Annotated in this window: 13 protein-coding genes and 1 pseudogene; 4 read left to right on the plus strand and 10 right to left on the minus strand. The window is 68.1% G+C overall.

Going from position 1 to position 15,949, the window contains the following annotated elements; translation table 11 throughout:
• Position 1: 1 nt before the first annotated feature.
• Entirely contained in the window at positions 2-664 is a 663-nt protein-coding gene (locus C5O79_RS01495; RefSeq protein ID WP_052759289.1) for an ankyrin repeat domain-containing protein, read from the minus strand.
• Between the two features lie 176 nt (positions 665-840).
• On the opposite strand from C5O79_RS01495, the gene C5O79_RS01500 reads away from it, so the two are divergent.
• Complete coding sequence (locus C5O79_RS01500; RefSeq protein WP_082138623.1) at positions 841-1,221, plus strand: cupin domain-containing protein; 381 nt, start codon at positions 841-843, stop codon at positions 1,219-1,221.
• Positions 1,222-1,248: 27 nt separating this feature from the next.
• Here the strand turns inward: C5O79_RS01500 and ampC are convergent, their stop codons facing one another.
• The 4 genes and pseudogenes from ampC to C5O79_RS01520 form a co-directional block, all read right to left on the minus strand.
• A complete protein-coding gene (gene ampC / locus C5O79_RS01505) occupies positions 1,249-2,418 on the minus strand; it encodes a class C beta-lactamase (protein WP_122478266.1) in 1,170 nt (389 codons plus the stop codon).
• A 64-nt stretch (positions 2,419-2,482) separates the two neighbouring features.
• A pseudogene (locus C5O79_RS38455) lies at positions 2,483-2,836 on the minus strand (zinc ribbon domain-containing protein); the annotation flags it as partial.
• Positions 2,837-2,849: 13 nt separating this feature from the next.
• Positions 2,850-3,662, minus strand: a complete 813-nt coding sequence (locus C5O79_RS01515; RefSeq protein WP_122478268.1) for an alpha/beta hydrolase — start codon at positions 3,660-3,662, stop codon at positions 2,850-2,852.
• A 70-nt stretch (positions 3,663-3,732) separates the two neighbouring features.
• Positions 3,733-4,206, minus strand: coding sequence for an ABC transporter C-terminal domain-containing protein (locus C5O79_RS01520; protein WP_122479011.1), 474 nt, complete (start codon positions 4,204-4,206; stop codon positions 3,733-3,735).
• A gap of 399 nt (positions 4,207-4,605) precedes the next feature.
• Here C5O79_RS01520 and C5O79_RS38780 point away from each other — a divergent pair, with 399 nt between their 5' ends.
• The gene (locus C5O79_RS38780; protein WP_006767081.1) at positions 4,606-4,740 is read left to right on the plus strand and encodes a hypothetical protein; all 135 of its coding nucleotides are present in this window, start codon (positions 4,606-4,608) and stop codon (positions 4,738-4,740) included.
• Between the two features lie 113 nt (positions 4,741-4,853).
• Positions 4,854-5,630, plus strand: coding sequence for a class I SAM-dependent methyltransferase (locus C5O79_RS01530; protein ID WP_122478271.1), 777 nt, complete (start codon positions 4,854-4,856; stop codon positions 5,628-5,630).
• Between the two features lie 103 nt (positions 5,631-5,733).
• On the opposite strand, the gene C5O79_RS01535 is transcribed toward C5O79_RS01530, so the two are convergent.
• Both C5O79_RS01535 and C5O79_RS01540 read right to left on the minus strand, forming a co-directional pair.
• Positions 5,734-8,622 (minus strand): sugar-binding domain-containing protein, encoded by a 2,889-nt coding sequence (locus tag C5O79_RS01535; RefSeq protein ID WP_131931069.1) that lies wholly within the window; start codon positions 8,620-8,622, stop codon positions 5,734-5,736.
• A 70-nt stretch (positions 8,623-8,692) separates the two neighbouring features.
• Positions 8,693-11,377, minus strand: coding sequence for a glycoside hydrolase domain-containing protein (locus C5O79_RS01540; protein WP_122478276.1), 2,685 nt, complete (start codon positions 11,375-11,377; stop codon positions 8,693-8,695).
• On the opposite strand from C5O79_RS01540, the gene C5O79_RS01545 reads away from it, so the two are divergent.
• Complete coding sequence (locus C5O79_RS01545; RefSeq protein WP_131931070.1) at positions 11,365-11,679, plus strand: hypothetical protein; 315 nt, start codon at positions 11,365-11,367, stop codon at positions 11,677-11,679. The genes C5O79_RS01540 and C5O79_RS01545 overlap by 13 nt on opposite strands.
• A 153-nt stretch (positions 11,680-11,832) precedes the next feature.
• On the opposite strand, the gene C5O79_RS01550 is transcribed toward C5O79_RS01545, so the two are convergent.
• The 3 genes from C5O79_RS01550 to C5O79_RS01560 form a co-directional block, all read right to left on the minus strand.
• Positions 11,833-13,020, minus strand: a complete 1,188-nt coding sequence (locus C5O79_RS01550; protein ID WP_122478278.1) for a beta-propeller fold lactonase family protein — start codon at positions 13,018-13,020, stop codon at positions 11,833-11,835.
• A 128-nt stretch (positions 13,021-13,148) separates the two neighbouring features.
• Complete coding sequence (locus tag C5O79_RS01555) at positions 13,149-14,654, minus strand: M81 family metallopeptidase (RefSeq protein ID WP_122478281.1); 1,506 nt, start codon at positions 14,652-14,654, stop codon at positions 13,149-13,151.
• The gene (locus C5O79_RS01560) at positions 14,651-15,940 is read right to left on the minus strand and encodes a Zn-dependent hydrolase (protein WP_122478284.1); all 1,290 of its coding nucleotides are present in this window, start codon (positions 15,938-15,940) and stop codon (positions 14,651-14,653) included. Before C5O79_RS01560 ends, C5O79_RS01555 begins: the two co-directional genes overlap by 4 nt.
• Between the last annotated feature and the right edge of the window lie 9 nt (positions 15,941-15,949).

The following is a 15,949-nucleotide window of genomic DNA, read 5'->3' on the forward strand; positions in this document are numbered from 1 at the left end:
GTCACACGAAGCCCTCTTCGACCAGCGTGCAGCCGCGCGCCGTGATCTCGTGCCGCTGGCCCGAGCCACCGACCACGCGGCTCCAGCTTTCGGACACGAGCACGGCCGCGGCGCCGTCGGCGCGCAGCGCATAGCCGAACCCGCCATACATGCCCGGCACCCCGAACCACACGCGTTCGGCTTGCGCGTCGAGTTCAAGCAGCGGTTCGAGTTCGGGCAGGCGCAGCGCGTCGACGCGCAGATGTGCGATGCGGCCGAGAATCATCTCGTGGAAGTGGCGCTGGATGTCGCGCAGCGTTTCGTCGGGCACGATGCGTCGCGGCTGCGGCGTCAGCAGATCGATCAGGTGCCGATGCCCGCGCTGCGCGGCGATATCGACCGGGCGCGCGCCGTGTGCATCGCGCAGCATGCGCCACGCGCCGAGCTGCAACAGTTCGACGACGACCGCTTGCGGCGCACCGCCGTAGGCGGCCTGGTGCAGCGGGGTATGAAGCGACTTCCCGCCGAGCCGTGTCGCGTTGACGAGCTTGTACTCTTTTGCAATGCAGTCGAGCATCGTCGCCCAGTCGCCCTTGCGCGCCGCGTCGGCCAACGCGTGCCGGCTCGCGACCTGCGCGTCGTCGAGCACGTCGGCGCCCGTGATGCCATCCCATGCGATGCTCAATCGCTTCTCCTTTCGTCTCTCGCGCATCCAGCTGCCGCGTCGTCCGCTCATCATAAGCGCTCGTCACGGCCGTGCGCGCGCGACACGGGAAGCGACGCCGGTAACCGCCAATACCGCCCGCAAGTATGGAATCATGCGAACGCGCCGTCGGCGCGTTCATTTCACTTCGACGAAGGATGCCAGCCGTGCTCGACATTACCGCCATCACCGATGCCCTCACCCCCAGCGGCGAACCCGTGCAATACCGCGTGCCGCCCGAGAAGCTGATTGCCGGCGACCCGCTGCAGACACTCACGCCCGGCTTCACGAGCCCGTGCGGCCGCTTCTCGACCGGCATCTGGGAAAGCACGCCCGGCCGCTGGCGGGTCGCCTACACCGAAGCGGAATACTGCGAGATCCTGGCAGGCACGTCGGTGATCACCGATGAGGAAGGCAACGCGAAAACCCTTCGCGCCGGCCATCGCTTCGTCATTCCGCCGGGCTTTCGCGGCACGTGGGAAGTCGTCGAGCGCACGCGGAAGATCTTCGTCGCGTACGAAGAGCAAGCGCCGGAGTAAGCCGCACCGGCCCCAGCGCCGGAAACGTCACCGCCGGCCGTCGAGCGCGCCGAGGATCCCGTACGCGGCCTTCACGCGGTCCTCGTTCGGATAGCTGCGGTTCGCGAGCATCACGATAGCGATCCGCTTCGACGGGACGAACGCGACATAGGTACTGAAGCCGTTGGTCGAGCCCGTCTTGTTGATCCACGTATCCGCGCTCGGCGCGAGCGGCGGCTTGATCGCGGTGGCCTGTACCCCGTCGCGCAGCATCTTCATCGAGTTGCCTTCGAGCAGCGTCGGCAGCGCGACCGGATACGGGTACTGCTCCCAGATCAGGTCCTGGGTCAGCGGCCCCGCGCGGAAATAACCGGTGTGCGTGCGTTCGAGCGCGCGCTGCAGGCGCGGCGCGGTTTCGACCAGCCCCATGTTCGCCTGCACGAAGCGCAGCAGGTCGGCCGCCGTGGTCCGCACGCCGTAGGCCGGCTGCCACAGCATGCCGCCCGTCATCCGGATCGGCTTGCCGTCCTGCGTATAGCCCTGTGCATAGTCGGCCTGGCGTGCGTCCGGCACGTTGATGTACGTGTGCGTCATGCCGAGCGCGGGAAAGAGCCGCTGCTCCATCAGCACCGCGAAATCCTTGTGCATCGCCTTCGCGGTGAGCCACCCGAGCATGCCGATCGCGACGTTCGAATACGTGCGATACGTGCCCGGCGCATACGCGGGCCGCCACGCCGCCAGATAGCGGATCAGGCCCGCGTCGTCGCGGATGCTGTCGGGCACCTGCAGCGGCATGCCGCCGGGCGTGTGCGTGCCGAGATTGAGCAGCGTCACGACGCCGAACGGCTTGCCCTGCACCGCGGGCAGATACTTGCCCGCCGGGTCGGCCAGCGACAGTTCGCCGCCCTCCTGCGCATCGGCCGCGAGTGTCGCGGTCAGCGTCTTGCTGACGGAGCCGATTTCGAACAGCGTATCGCCGGTGACGGGCTTGCCGGTCTGCGTCGACATCACGCCGTAATCGAACACGTAGGGCTTGCCGTCGGCGACGATGCCGATCGCCATGCCGGGAATCGCGTACTGCTTCATCAGCGGCGCGATGTGGCGGGTGACGGTGTCGTGGAGGTCGTCCTGCGTGGCGGCGGCCGCGCGGCCGGCCGTGGCGGTGGCGCACGCGGCGACGAACAGGGTCGCGGCGAAGCGTGTCGCGTTGAATCGCATGGTTGCGGTTCCTTTGATTTCTGATGGTTGCGTGGACAACGGTTCCGGCCGCACCGCGCGAAGGTCACGGTGGCCGGCCTGTTGAAGCAGGACTATCCCTTGCCGGCTCGCCGCCAACAATCGACGATATGTTGCGCGAGCCGAAAGAAAAACTTTTGGCGCCGTCCCGGGCCGAACGGCGGGGGATGCCCACGCCTGACGATGCACGTCCGCATCGGAGGAGGTTCAACGCAGCGTTGGTATCTCGATCATGCGCGACACCGCATTCACGTCAGGCCTACGCTCTTGTTCGCAGCCCAGCGATTCTTTTCGGCCGCGTCGCGCTGTCTTTCGCCCCGCACGCCGCACAGGACCGGGTAGAACCGCTTTCGTCGAACTGATGAAATCGGCAATGCAGTAGAGAACGCGGCCGCCGGCGGGCCGCGCGACCGTCACCCCGGCAGCCGCTCGAGAAATGCCAGCATCGCCGCGTTGAACCGCTCGGGCCGCTGCAGCGGCGCGAAATGGCTCACACCGGGCAGCGTCGTCAGCGTCGCGCCCGGAATCGTGCGCGCCAGGTACGCCGCGTGCTCGGGCCGGATGAATTCGTCGTACTCGCCCAGCACGACGGTCACCGGCACGGCAATCGCCGCGAGATCCTGCGCGCGGTAATCCGGTTGCGTGCGCATCATTTCGCTGACCGCCGCGACGAATGCGTCGAACTGGTCCGGCGTCGCCGACAGTGCTGCGTAGTCCTTGCGGTGCCGCGCGAAGCAGCGGTCGAGCAGCGGGCTCGGCACGATCTCCTTCGTACCGCCCGGGTCCATGTTGCACGCGAAGAAGAACACGCCGGCCGCCCGTTCCGGCGCGCGAGCGGCCAGCACGAGCGCGATGCACGCGCCGTCGCTCCAGCCGACGAAGCGCGCACGATCGACGTGCAGCGCGTCGAGCACCGTCAGCACGTCCGAGGCCATGCGTTCGTAGGAATAGGGTTGGGCGTCGCGCGTGCTGCGGCCGTGGCCGCGGCTGTCGATCACGATCGCGCGGTAGCCGGCCGCGAGCAGCGCCGGCACCTGGTTGCCCCAGTTGCCGCTGTGGCCGAGCCCGCCGTGCAGCAGCACGACCGCCGGGCCCTGGCCGAACGACGCGTGCCAGATGCGCGCGCCGTCGTGTTCCAGCCACCCTTGCTCGTCGGCCGCCGGCAGCGGCGTGCCGCCTTGCGATTCGAAGCGGGCGAGGTCGTCGTCGTTGAATTCCGCATTCATCGTTCAGCCGTCCTGTCGAGGGAGACGAGCTTGCGATTGTAATGCGGGCGGCCGACACGGCCGCGACCGGTCAGGCCTGCGTCGACACCAGCCCGCCCGCCTGCGAGCCGCCCGATTTCGCGATCGCCGCCGCGAGTTGCGAGACCGCGGTCGAAAGCGCCGCCGAGATCGCGCTGGCTTGCGCGCTCAGCGACTGCTGCTGGATCGCCGCGGCCGGGTCGTCCTTCGCGCGCTGGCCCGCGCTCGCCATCTGCTGCTCCAGTGCCGCGAGCTGCTTCTGCAGCCGCTCGATCAACGCCTTCAACTGGCTGACCGCCGGGTCGTCCGACGACGCGCCCGATGCGCCGAGCGTTTGGCCGCTGGCGCCGGTCGCATCCTTCGTACCGGAGGTGGCGGTCGCGTCAGTGGTGCTGGCGCCGGTGGTGCCGGTGGTGCCGGTGGTGCTCGCGGCGTCGCCGGTAGACGGCGTCGCGGCGGCCTTGGTTGCGGTCGCGCTGCTGTCGGCCAGCGGGGATCGCGTCGTCGTGGAGAAGTCGATCTGCATGATGTCGGTCCGTTTGTCAGGAGGCGTCGTGACGGAGTAGGAAACGCCTTCCAGATTGTTTACGGCATTCGTCATACGACACTTGAGTATCGGGGACGGACTGATTTGCCCGAAGATCGACGGGTTTAACCACGAAAGGGCCAGATTGGGAGCACCGCGGCGCTGGTAAAATCGCGGCTTCGCCAGCGGCACTCGCGCGCCGACCGCCTCCGGGCGCGAGTGCGCAACGCCGCCGGGCTCGACCCCCGCCCTTCCGGGCACGGCACGCGGCACGTGCCGGCGCCGCGGTCGCGGCTGCGCGGGTCGCCTTTCCCGTCTGCATGCGCGCCCCGCTCGCCGTTTCGAGCGGCGAACGCCATGCGGCGCGCACACACTTCTCACGCATTCGAGGAACACACGATGGCCCGCATCGGCGCCTTCTGCATCACGACGTGGCTTGCCGCCGCGATTCTCTACTTCGGCCAGCACTCCGTCGCGATGATCGTATTGAGCGGTGTCGTCGTATTCGGCGGGTTCGACCTGCTGCGCCCGTAAGCGCCCCTGGCGACGCCGCCGCGCACGGCCGCGACGACCGATGCGATTGTGATAGCCTCTCCCGCACCATCCGTCAGAGGCACGCCTCGCTGGCGAGAACAGGAGAACGGGAATTGAGTCACGACCTGAATCGCCAGCCGGCGGCCCTTGCCTGCAAAGTGTGTGCTGCCCCCGCGCCCATCTGCGGCCTGGTCGATTTTTCGCGCTGCGGCGCCGACTTCATTGCCGGGAAAAAGGTCGACCCGTATGCGGGGGTGCCGGTCTACTACCATGCGTGCGCGCAATGCGGCTTCACGTGGGCCCCGATGTTCGACAGCTGGACCCACGACGATTTCGCTCAGCGTGTCTATAACGCCGACTACCCGCGCCACGACCCCGAGTATCTCGAGATCCGTCCGCAACAGCATGCCGACCTGATCTGCACCAGCTTTCCGGAAATGCGGGAAGGCCGGGTGCTCGATTTCGGCTCGGGGCTGGGCTTGCTGGAACGGAAACTGGTATCGCGCGGCTTCACCGACGTGACGTCGTACGATCCGTTCTCGCACCCGGTTCCGCCCGAAGGCCGCTTCGATACGATCCTGTCATTCGAGGTGTTCGAGCATCATCCGGCGCCGGTCGACCTCTTCGACCAGATCATGCGCTATCGGAAGCCCGACGGCGCGCTGCTGTTCCAGACGTCGCTGATCACCCGGGACATCCTCGATCAAGGCATCGATCAGTGGTGGTACTGCGTGCCGCGCAACGGGCACATCTCGTTTCACACCGCCCAGTCCCTGACGCTGCTTGCCCAACGCCACGGGCTCGAATATGGCGCATTCGGTCCGTCGCTGCACGTCGTCTTCGATCGCGCGGCGACACCGCGCTGGCTCGACAGATTCCTCGAGCAATAGCAGCGTGCCGGCTATCCGGCAGGCAACGAACACCGCGCGCATTCACGCGGCGCTTCTCCGGCTCGTGCCCGCTTGGCGCGGCCTTACTCAGCACACACCACCGTCAGCAGGCCGCGAACGTCGGCACCGGCGGCGCGACCGCCAGCGCGCGCTCGTTGAACACGACCGGCACGCCGCCGAGCCCCAGCCGGCAGTTCGGGCGATCGAGCCGCCATCCGTCGACGCGCAGCGCGACGCGCGACACCGGCGCGCCGCCCGCATGCGGGAGGTCGATCGTGATCCGCCGCTTCCCGCCGGGAATCAGGTTCAGGTAGTTGTCGCTGTAGAACGCCGGCAGCACACGCTCGCCGGTCGACGGATCGAATACCTGCACGTGCGTCATCAGCGCGACGGCGGCGCCGATGTTCGCGACGTCGACCGTGATGCGCGTGGTCACGTCGTCGGCCTCGGCCGACGATGCGCTGACGGACACGGCCGCGCCCGGCATCGTGTCGAGCGACGTGTATGCGTCGTCGCCCCCGTCGCGTTGCCGCCAGTAGACGTTCTCGGCCAGCGTATTGCCGCCCGAATCGGCCAGCGCGAGCGCGACGATGCACACGTCCGACTTCGCAGCGGCCAGCGCCGACGCGAGATTCGCCACCACGCGGTACGACGCCTTCGCGACGCCGCCGACGTCCGCGATAGTGCGGCTGCTCAGCGTGCCGTCGAGGTTGTACACGCGCATCTCGACGCGGCCGGTGACGGCTGCCGCCGTGTGATTCGCGATCGTCACGTCGGCCGTGCTCGCATCGAGAATCGCATTGACGCGACGGCACCCGTGCCGCACCGCGAAGAACGACGCGTGCGCCTCGAGATCGTGGCTGTACATCTGCCACACGAAACTCGGCTGCGCGGGGTTCGTCATCCACATGATCACGCCGGTGGCCGGCGACGTGATCTTCCCGGCCACCGGGCCGATCATCACGGCCGCGTTCGCCTCGTAGATCGAGCGGATGCATTCGTAGTTCATCATCTGCGCCTTGCGCACGAAATCCGCGAGATTCCGGATCGCGCCGTAGCGCAGCGCCGTCATCGCGATGTAGCCGGCGCCGCCCTGCTTGCCGACCGCCGGGTAGTACGCGCCGTTGCCGTTCATGTCGCGATCGGCCCAGAAATCGTCGGGGCATTCGTACGAGCCGGGCGGCAGCATCGCTTCGACACATTCGAGCGTCGGGATCGAATGCGAGCCGACTTCGTTGTGAAACGCGACCGACGTCGTGCCGTAGCCGCGGCTGAACGCGGCCTGCGGCGAGGCCCAGTTGTACGGGCCGCCTGACGAATAGCCGTTCACTGCACCCGCACCCGTATCGCCGGCCGAACTCGTGAGGCACAGGCGTTGCGGGTCCAGCTCGGCGACGAGTGCGTCGAGCCCCTTGACCAGTGCCGGCGGCGGCGAACCTTCGTTGCCGCCGCACCAGAGCAGGATCGACGGCCGATGGCGGTGGCGTGCGATCACGTCGCGGATGTCGTCGAGATCGCGCGGCACGTTGGCCGGCCCGGACCCGTCTCCTTCGGTCGAGAAGAAGAAATCCTGCCAGACGAGGATCCCGTAGCGGTCGCATGCGTCGAAGAAATCGTCGCTCGTGCTCTGCCCGTTCCAGTTGCGGATCAGGTTGAGGTTCGCATCGCGATGGAGCCGCACCTGGTTGAACAGCCGCGCGCGCGGGATGCGCTTCAGCGCTTCGTCGAGCCCCCAGTTGCCGCCCATTACAAGGATCGGCAGGCCGTTGATCGTGATGCTCAACTGCTTGCCCATGCCGATGTCGCGCGCGTATTCGATGCGACGCAGGCCGATGTTCAGCGTGCGCTCGTCCGACAGCAGGCGCCCGACCTTGACGCCAACCGTCACCGCATGAAGATTCGGATCGCCGTACCCGTTCGGCCACCACAGGCGCGGCTGCCTGATCGACAGCGCCGCGATATCCGACGACGTGAGCGACACCTTCGTCGTCGTGCTCGACGCGGGAATCGCGATGTCATGAGTGAACGGTGCGCCGTTGCCGATGGTGCCGACGAGCGTCGCGACGAGATCGGCGCCCGAGCCGTTGTCCAGTTCGAGATCGAGCCGCAACTCGGCGCGCGACAGGTCGGCGGACAGCGTGTGCGCGACATGGATCGCCGCGATGCGCACCGCGCCGGTCGTGAACCAGGTCACGGGCTGCCAGATGCCGAGCTCGCGATCGGGAATCGTCGGCAGCCAGTCCCAGCCCGCCGAGCAGAAGAACGTCGGCCCGTTCTTCAGCGTGACGCCGGTCGGGCCGCCGTTGCGCCCGCCGCGCGTGACGCCGCTCTCGTAGCTCGGCAGCAGCGGCCCTTCGGAGAAATCCAGCTTGACCACGCGCACCGCGAGATTCGCCATGGCACCCGCCTGCGGCACGAGTCGCGAGACGTCGAACGCGCCCTGCTTGAACGCGCCTTCCAGCCGGCCGACAAGCGCGCCGTTCAGCCAGACCTCGGCGCAGTAGTTGACGCCGCCGAAGCGCAACCACAGCCTTTGCCCGGGCTGCCGCGCCGGCGCGGCGAAGGTCGTCCGGTACCAGTAGTCGGTGTCTTTCAGCGTGTCGGGAATGGTGTCGGTGACGATGCGGCCGTAGAACGGATCGGGATACTTGCCGTTGACGATCATGCTGTTCAACACGGTGCCGGGCACCGTTGCCGGCGCCATCCCCGTCACGCCGGCCGCGCCCGACAGTTGCGCGCCGCCGGTGCCCGGCAGGCTGCTCGCCGATGCGAACGTCCAGTTCGTGGCGAGTTCCTGCGTGGCCAGCAGGCTGCGCTCCGGGTCGCTCGGCACGCCCGGCATGGTGGGCGGGGCCATCGCGGGAGCGTCGGCGCCCGGCGTGCCGGCGGCGGCCGCCGCCGGATCGATATCGCCGTTGCAGCCGGCGAGCCAGCTCGTACCGGCGAGTGCTGCGCTGTAAGACAGGAATTTCCGGCGCGATTTCGATTGCATGTTGTCGTTCTCCCGGATGGCATCGTCTCGACGGGCACGCACGGTGGCCGCTGCGCGTGCCCGCTGGCGTTCATCGCGCGCCGGCCTGGCGCATGCGCGTCGCGGCTGACGCTCCGCCGGCCGTCATCTGCGTGTAGTCCGCGTTCGGCCCGGACGGTGGTGTGAGGTTGTCGGCAGCCGCCCATTGCGTCGGCGTCGCGGACAGCGCGTAGTTCATCGTGCCGCCGTTGGCGATCTTGCCCAGCGGCAGCCATGACCCCGCGTAATCCGCGCCGTTGACCTTCAGCGACTGGATATATGCAAACGACGGGCGCCCCGCGCTGTCCATCGCGACCTGCTTGTCGCTTTCGAGCCGCAGCGTCTTGCCGTTGCCGAACCAGACGGTGATCCCGCTGAACTGCGGCGTGGACAGCGCCAGCCCCGCTTCCGACGGAATGACCGGGAACATCCCGAGCGCCGCCCACACGTACCAGCTCGACGTCGCGCCCATGTCGTCGTTGCCCGGCAGCCCGTCGCGGGCGGTCGTGAACGACTTCGACATGATGATCGGGAGAACGTACTGTGCGCCGCTCGGCTGCCCGGCCCAGTTGTATCCCCACGGCGACTGGAACGACGGTTCGTTGCCGATGTACAGGTTGTTCGACGATTCGCCGCCGTTCAGGCTGCCGGAGGACGGCACGGTCGAGAACGGCGTCGTGATCGCGAACAGGGTGTTCAGCCGCATGACGGCTGCCTGCTTGCCGCCGATCGCGTCGATCAGCGCGCTCCAGTCCTGCGCGAAGGTCCAGAAGTAGTTCGGCTCCGTCGATTCGTGGAACGAACCCGGCACGAGCGTGCCCAGCGTGCCGGGCGCCGAGCCGGCCGGCGGCGCGTTGCGCGCGGCGATCACCTTGTTCGTGTAGTCGAAGATGTTGCGCCACCATCCGGCCCGCGTGTACAGCGTGCCGATGTTGTCGGTCGTCACGCCGACCGACGGCGCGTTCAGCACGCTGGCGGGCAGCGCCTGCAGGAACGCGGCCGCGGAACGGTCGCTCAGCACGCGCTCGATGGTCGCCGACGACGAGTGACCATCGTCGCTCTGAGACAGGTAGTGGGCCGTCAGGAAATTGGCGAGGCCCGCTGCGCTCGTGCGGTCGTTGCACGCGCTCGACGGATCGAACGCCGACTGCTTCGTCAGGCGGGCGGCCGATACCAGGTCGAAATCGGTCGCGCCGAACTTGTACGCACCGGCAATCACGTTCAGTGCGTTGTCGCCCGCCATCGGCGTCGAGTCGTCGCTGCCGTCGACCCAGTGCGGGAATGCGCCGCACTGCAACCCGTCGACGACGAGCGACTGCATCATGTCGCTCGATTCCTTCGGTGCCAGCAGCGCCAGCAACTGCGCCTGCGACCGGTACGTGTCCCACAGCGAGAAACCCGTGTAGTGGTTGGCCGCGCCGCCCTGCGATCCGTCGGCGCGCCGGAACGCGTAATCGCCAACCTTGGCCGTCGCGCGCGGCGGAATCGTGCCGGTCTGGTCGACCGACTTCGGATAGCTGCCGTCCGCGTTCCTGGGCTGGCGCATGCTGCGGAATTCGCCGTTCGTGTCGCTGTAGAGCGTCGGCGTGCCGAACACGCGATAGAGCGCGGTATAGAACTTCGTCAGGTTCGCCTTCTGCGTCGCGTTCAGCGCTGCGGGTGTCGCGGCCTGGTCGATCTGGATCGTGTTGAGCCGGTCGTTCCACAGACCGGACGCGTTCTTGCGTGCATCGTCGAATGCGAGCTTCTCGCCCTCTGCTTTCAGGTTCGCCTCGGCATTGCGGACGCTGACGGACGACACCCCGACTTTCACGGTGACGGTCCGGTCCGTGTCGGTCAGGTCGAACTGCAGCGTCGCCGCGCCGTTGCTGGCGGTATTCACCGCCGACGTGCCCGCCTGCTTGCGCAGCGGCTTGTCGAAGGTCGCGTAGAAATACACGGGCGCATTCCATACCGTGCCGTATGGCGTACAAAACGCGGGCGCCACGGCTTGCCCGCTCATCGACTTGCCGTCGCTCGCGAGCGCCAGCGCGACGTTGTTCGCAGTGACCTTCGTGCTGCCCGAATCGCTGTTGCCGTTCAGCTTCGCGTCGATCGAGAAAAAGCCCTTGTCCTTGTTCGTGTACGTGAAACGCGCGATGCCGGAGCGCGCGGTCGCGCTCAGCTCCGTCACGATGCCGTTCGCGAGACGCACCTTGTAGTACCCGGGTTCGGCCGTTTCATCCGCGTAGCTGTACCCGATGCCGATCGGCCGGCCGCCCGATGCCACGGCCGTCGCCGCATCGGTCGGCAGCATCGCGACCGCGCCCTGCCCCGGGCACCCGACGCCGCTCAGGTGCGTCACGCTGAAGAAGTCGATCGTGCCGCCCGACCCGCCCGACGACAGGTAGCCGCCCGAGCCGTTGAAGTCGTAGCGCGGCGTGTTCGGCCCGAAATTCACCATCCCGAACGGCACCATCGCACCGGGGCTCACGTTGCCCGCGTAGCCGGAATCCGCATTGACCTGCGTGCCGATCAGCGGATTGACGAACTGCGTCAACGCCATGTCGGTGCGCTTCGGCGGAGCCGGCTGATCCGGCTGCGAAGGTTGCGACGGCCCCGAGGTCGGCGGCACGGTCGACGGCGTGTCTCCTGCGCCGTTGCTGGCCGTCTTGACACCGGTCATGTCGTCGCCGCCGCACGCGGCCAGCGCCGCGCAAGTCAGTGCGGCGACGAGCAAGAGTCGTGGATTTTTCATTTTTTCGTTTAGTACCGTTAATTAAAACGATTGATCCGGTGCCGACGATCATCCGGCACGCCGCCCGGCTTGCGGCCCCGCGCGGCACATCGATGCCGCGCGGCGTGATGTCGGCTGATCCCCCCAAGCGACGTCACGCCGACCTTCACATGCGATTACCCGGCGACGATCGTTGCCGCCGCAACCGTCTCCTCCTTTACCCTGTCTCCTGGAACGTCACCAGCTTCCCGAGGGCTTACAGTGCCGCAACGACTGTTTATTCACTACAGGAAGTTTCCCGAATTTTCAGTTTGTTTAACTAAACAATTCGGCGTTAAGTGGATTTTGATACACATTCCCGCCATTGTTGCGTTGCAACGGCGGCGCACGGGGAGTGCATCGACAGGCGCCCGGCGAACCCGGGCGCCGCATGAACCTACGAAACTGAACGGGCCAATGCCGTGCGTATCAGCGCATCAGCGCGGCAACGTGCGCAACGACGACGGCCCACCGGTCAGCGCGATCCGCTTGCCCGTATCGTGCAGCTTGCCGCCTTCGACCGAATAGAGCGCCAGTTGCCGTTCGACGTTGAACTGCACGATCACGTGCCGGCTGTCGGCGGTGAACACGATGCCTTGCGCGGCTTCGCCGCCGGGAAGCTCGCTCACCTTCACGGCCTGCCCGTTGCGGATCTCGAACAGCAGCACCTTGCCGATCTTGTGGCGGCCCGGGTTGTCGGCCGTCAGGTTCGAGCCGTCCATCGCCTGCACGGCGATCCACTTGCCGTTCGGCGAGATCGCGACGCCTTCCGGCAGCGACGGCACCGTCAGGTACTGCACCGCGCGGAACGGCACGCGCGACACGTCGATCAGCGCAACGGTATCGGCGTCGCCCGCGAGCGTGCCCGTATAGCCCGGCAGCCCCGCGAGCCCGACGTTGCTGACGACGGCCCAGCGGTTGTCGCTCGACACGTCGATCGTGTAAGGCGCGACGCCGGTGCTCAGGCGCGACCCGCTGTCGGTCACCTTGCCGTCGTCGACGTTCAGCACCGCGATGCCCTGCTCGTCGCGCAGCGACACGAGCGCATGCTTGCCGTCATGGGTGAAGCTGATCCCGGCCAGCCGCTTCTTGCCGATCTTCAGGTTGCCGTCGAGCGTCACGTTCGTGCCGTCGATGCGCAGGATCGACACGCTGCCGTCGACGTTCGCGACCAGCGCGAGCTTGCCCGCGCGGTCGATCGCGATCCCTTGCGGATGCGTGCCGAGCTCGATGCGCGTGATCGACGGCGGCGCGGCATCGAGATTCACGACCTGCAGGAACGTGTCGAACACGAGCTGCTTCGCGGCCGTGTCGTAGCGCGTCGGCGCGCCGACGAGCGCGAGCTTCGCGTCGGGCGTGATCGCGACCGCCTGCGGCGGCCCCTGGATGCCGTTCTCGACGTCGACCTGCAGCGCGACCTTCGGCGGGAACGTGCTGGCGTCGAGCAGCGTCAGCGTGTCGGCAGGCGGCGAAGCCAGAAAGGTGTCGCGGCCCTCGACGCGCTGGTACTTGCCGTCGTTGCCGGACACGATCCAGTCGGCGGCGTGGGCGGCAACGGCCGTCGTGGCGAGGGTCAGCGCGGCGAGCAGGCGCGCGCTGCGCGGGCGAAATGGATTCGAATGCATGTCGGTCGATTCTCCGGATCGGTTGCGGACACAATGGATGGCATCGACCCTGCTGCTCGACGGGTCGGCGCCATCGCATGATGCCCGAAAGCCGGCCAATCCGGCGTCTCGCGCCCGGTTCGTTTCCGTCAATCCATCCGTCGCGCGCCGGACGACGACCATTCGCCGACATCGTCGAGCGGATACACGGGCCGCGCAAGACGCGCGTAATGGAACAACCCGTAGTCCGAACCCGTCACGCCGCGGCTGTCGCACTCGACCAGCGCGGCCGCGATCGGCACGAACACCGGCCGGCAATACATCCGCGACTTCAGCAGCAGGAAGCGCGCGCGGCGTGGATCGACGCCGACGCTTTCGAATACGCCGAGATCCCACGGCTCCTGCGTACGCTCGGTGATGACCAGCACGGCCGCGCCGATGTCGAGCACGGCCGTGCGGCCCATGTACGCCCGCTGGCCCGTGTAAGTGGGCCCCGTGATCACGTATTCGCCGTCAGTGAGCGCGCGCACGATGCCGGTCGCGCGAAACGGTGCGCGCCGCACGCCGCCGTGCGACGGCAGGCGGTTGCCGACCGGTACGGTGACGGTCGCGCCGACACCCGCGTCGATCAGCGCGGCGACAGCCTGCGGATCGCACAACGGCCCGCTGACGATGCCGTCGAGCCCGTGCGCGAGCGCGGCTTCGAGCAGGTCCATCGTGTCGCACGGGCCGCCCGACATGCAGTTGTCGCCATGATCGAGCATCAGCACCGGGCGATCCGCGTCGCGCGCGAGCGCCGCGGCCTGTGCAACCGATTCGGCGAGCGGCGCGCTGCGATACACGAAGTCGTCGCGCTCGTCCCAGATCTGCCGTGCAATACGCTCGGCCACGGCGTCCGCCGCGGCCCGATCGTCGTCGGCCACCACCACGACACTGATGCACGGTGCGGGAATGTCCGCGAGCGAGAAGCCGGGCAGCACCGATACCGCGAGCATCCCGTCGGCCTCGGCCGCGCGCGCGGCCTCCACCGCGCGCCGCATCGCGCCTTCCGCGCTCGCGCTGCGCAGCGTCGACGCCATCAGCGGCGGCTGCCGCCACGCGAGCACGGGCCGCGCGCGGCCGTGCAGCCGGTCGAGCAGCACGCGCGCCGCATGCTCACCGGTCTCGTACATATCGACGTGCGGATAGGTCTTGAAGCTGACGATCACGTCCGCGTGATCGACCATCTTCTGCGTGACGTTCCCGTGCAGATCGAGCGCGACCGCGATCGGCGCGCCGGGCAACGCCGCACGCACGCGCTCGAGCAGGTCACCCTCGCCGTCCGCGCTCTGCTCGGCGACCATCGCGCCGTGCAGGTCGAGCATCACCGCGTCGCAGCCGGGCGCGGCCGCGACGATCGCGTCGCAGATCGCCGCATACGCGTCGGCCGCGACCGGCCCGCTCGGGTTCGCGGCCGCGGATACGGGCGTCACGATGTCGGCGCCTTCGCGCTCGGCGGCGTCGAGGAACGCGGCCATCGCGGTGCGCATCCCGCGATTCGCGCGATACGCGTCGCCGCCCCAGTCGGGGCCGTTGCGGCCGAACGCGGCAAGCGGCGTCGGCACCGGCGAGAACGTATTGGTCTCGTGGTTCATCCGGGCGATCAGGATTTTCATCGTGCCGAGCCCTCCGCGATCCCGGCGGCGCCCAGCATCGCATGCAACAACACGTTGCAACCGGCTTCCAGGTGAGCCGGATCGGCGTCTTCGATCTCGTTGTGGCTGATTCCGTCCTTGCACGGCACGAAGATCATCGCGGTCGGCGCCACGCGCGCGAGATACACGGCGTCATGGCCTGCGCCGCTGATCACGTTCATCGATGACAGTCCGAGTGCGCCCGCGCCGGCCCGCACCTGCTCGACCAGCGCCGGATCGAACGGCTGCGGCGGGAAGCACACCACTGCCGCGATGTCGATCCGCATCCCGGCTGCCGCCCCCAGGTTCGCACATGTCGCGCGCAATTCCGCATCCATCGCCGCCAGCGTCGCGTCGTCGGCCGCGCGCAGGTCGACGGTCAGCGTCACGCGGCCGGGAATCACGTTGCGCGAATTCGGGTGCACATTGACCCAGCCGACCGTGCCGCGTCCATGCGGCGGATGCGCGCACGCGATGTCGTTCACCTTGCGCACGAGATCGGACGCGACGAGCAGCGCGTCACGCCGCAGCGCCATCGGCGTCGGGCCGGCGTGCGCCTCCATGCCGTGCACGGTCACGTCATACCAGCGCTGCCCGAGCGCGCCCTCGACCACGCCGATCGTCGTATCGTGCGCCTCCAGCACCGGGCCCTGCTCGATATGCGCTTCGAAATATGCGCCGACCGGATGCGCGCCGCGCCCGTCGTTCGCATCGCCCGCATAGCCGATCGCGGCCAGCGCATCGCGCACCGACACGCCGTCGCGGTCGCATTGCGCGAGCGCATGGTCGAGCGTGAACGCACCCGCGAACACGCCGGAACCCATCATCACCGGAACGAAGCGGGAGCCTTCCTCATTGGTCCACACCGCGACCTCGAGCGGCGCCCGCGTGCGCACCCCGGCGTCGTCGAGCGTACGCAGCACCTCGAGGCCGGCCAGCACGCCGTAGTTGCCGTCGAACTTGCCGCCAGTCGGCTGCGTGTCGATATGGCTGCCCGTCGCCACGGGCGGCAAGTCGTCGCGTTCGCCCGCGCGTCGCGCAAAGATATTGCCGATCGCGTCGACACGCACCGTGCAGCCGATTTCCCTCGCCCATGCGACGAACAGGTCGCGTGCGTCGCGATCGAGTTCGGTGAGCGCGAGGCGGCACACGCCCCCTTTGTCGGTCGCGCCGATCCGCGCGAGACGCATCAGGCTGTCCCACAGCCGAGCGCCGTCGACGCGCAAGCCGGACGCCGCGACGCCCGGTGTCGAATCCTGAACTTGCATCGATGGAAT

This window comes from Burkholderia sp. SRS-25 (assembly GCF_004343765.1).
Lineage (GTDB): Bacteria > Pseudomonadota > Gammaproteobacteria > Burkholderiales > Burkholderiaceae > Burkholderia > Burkholderia contaminans.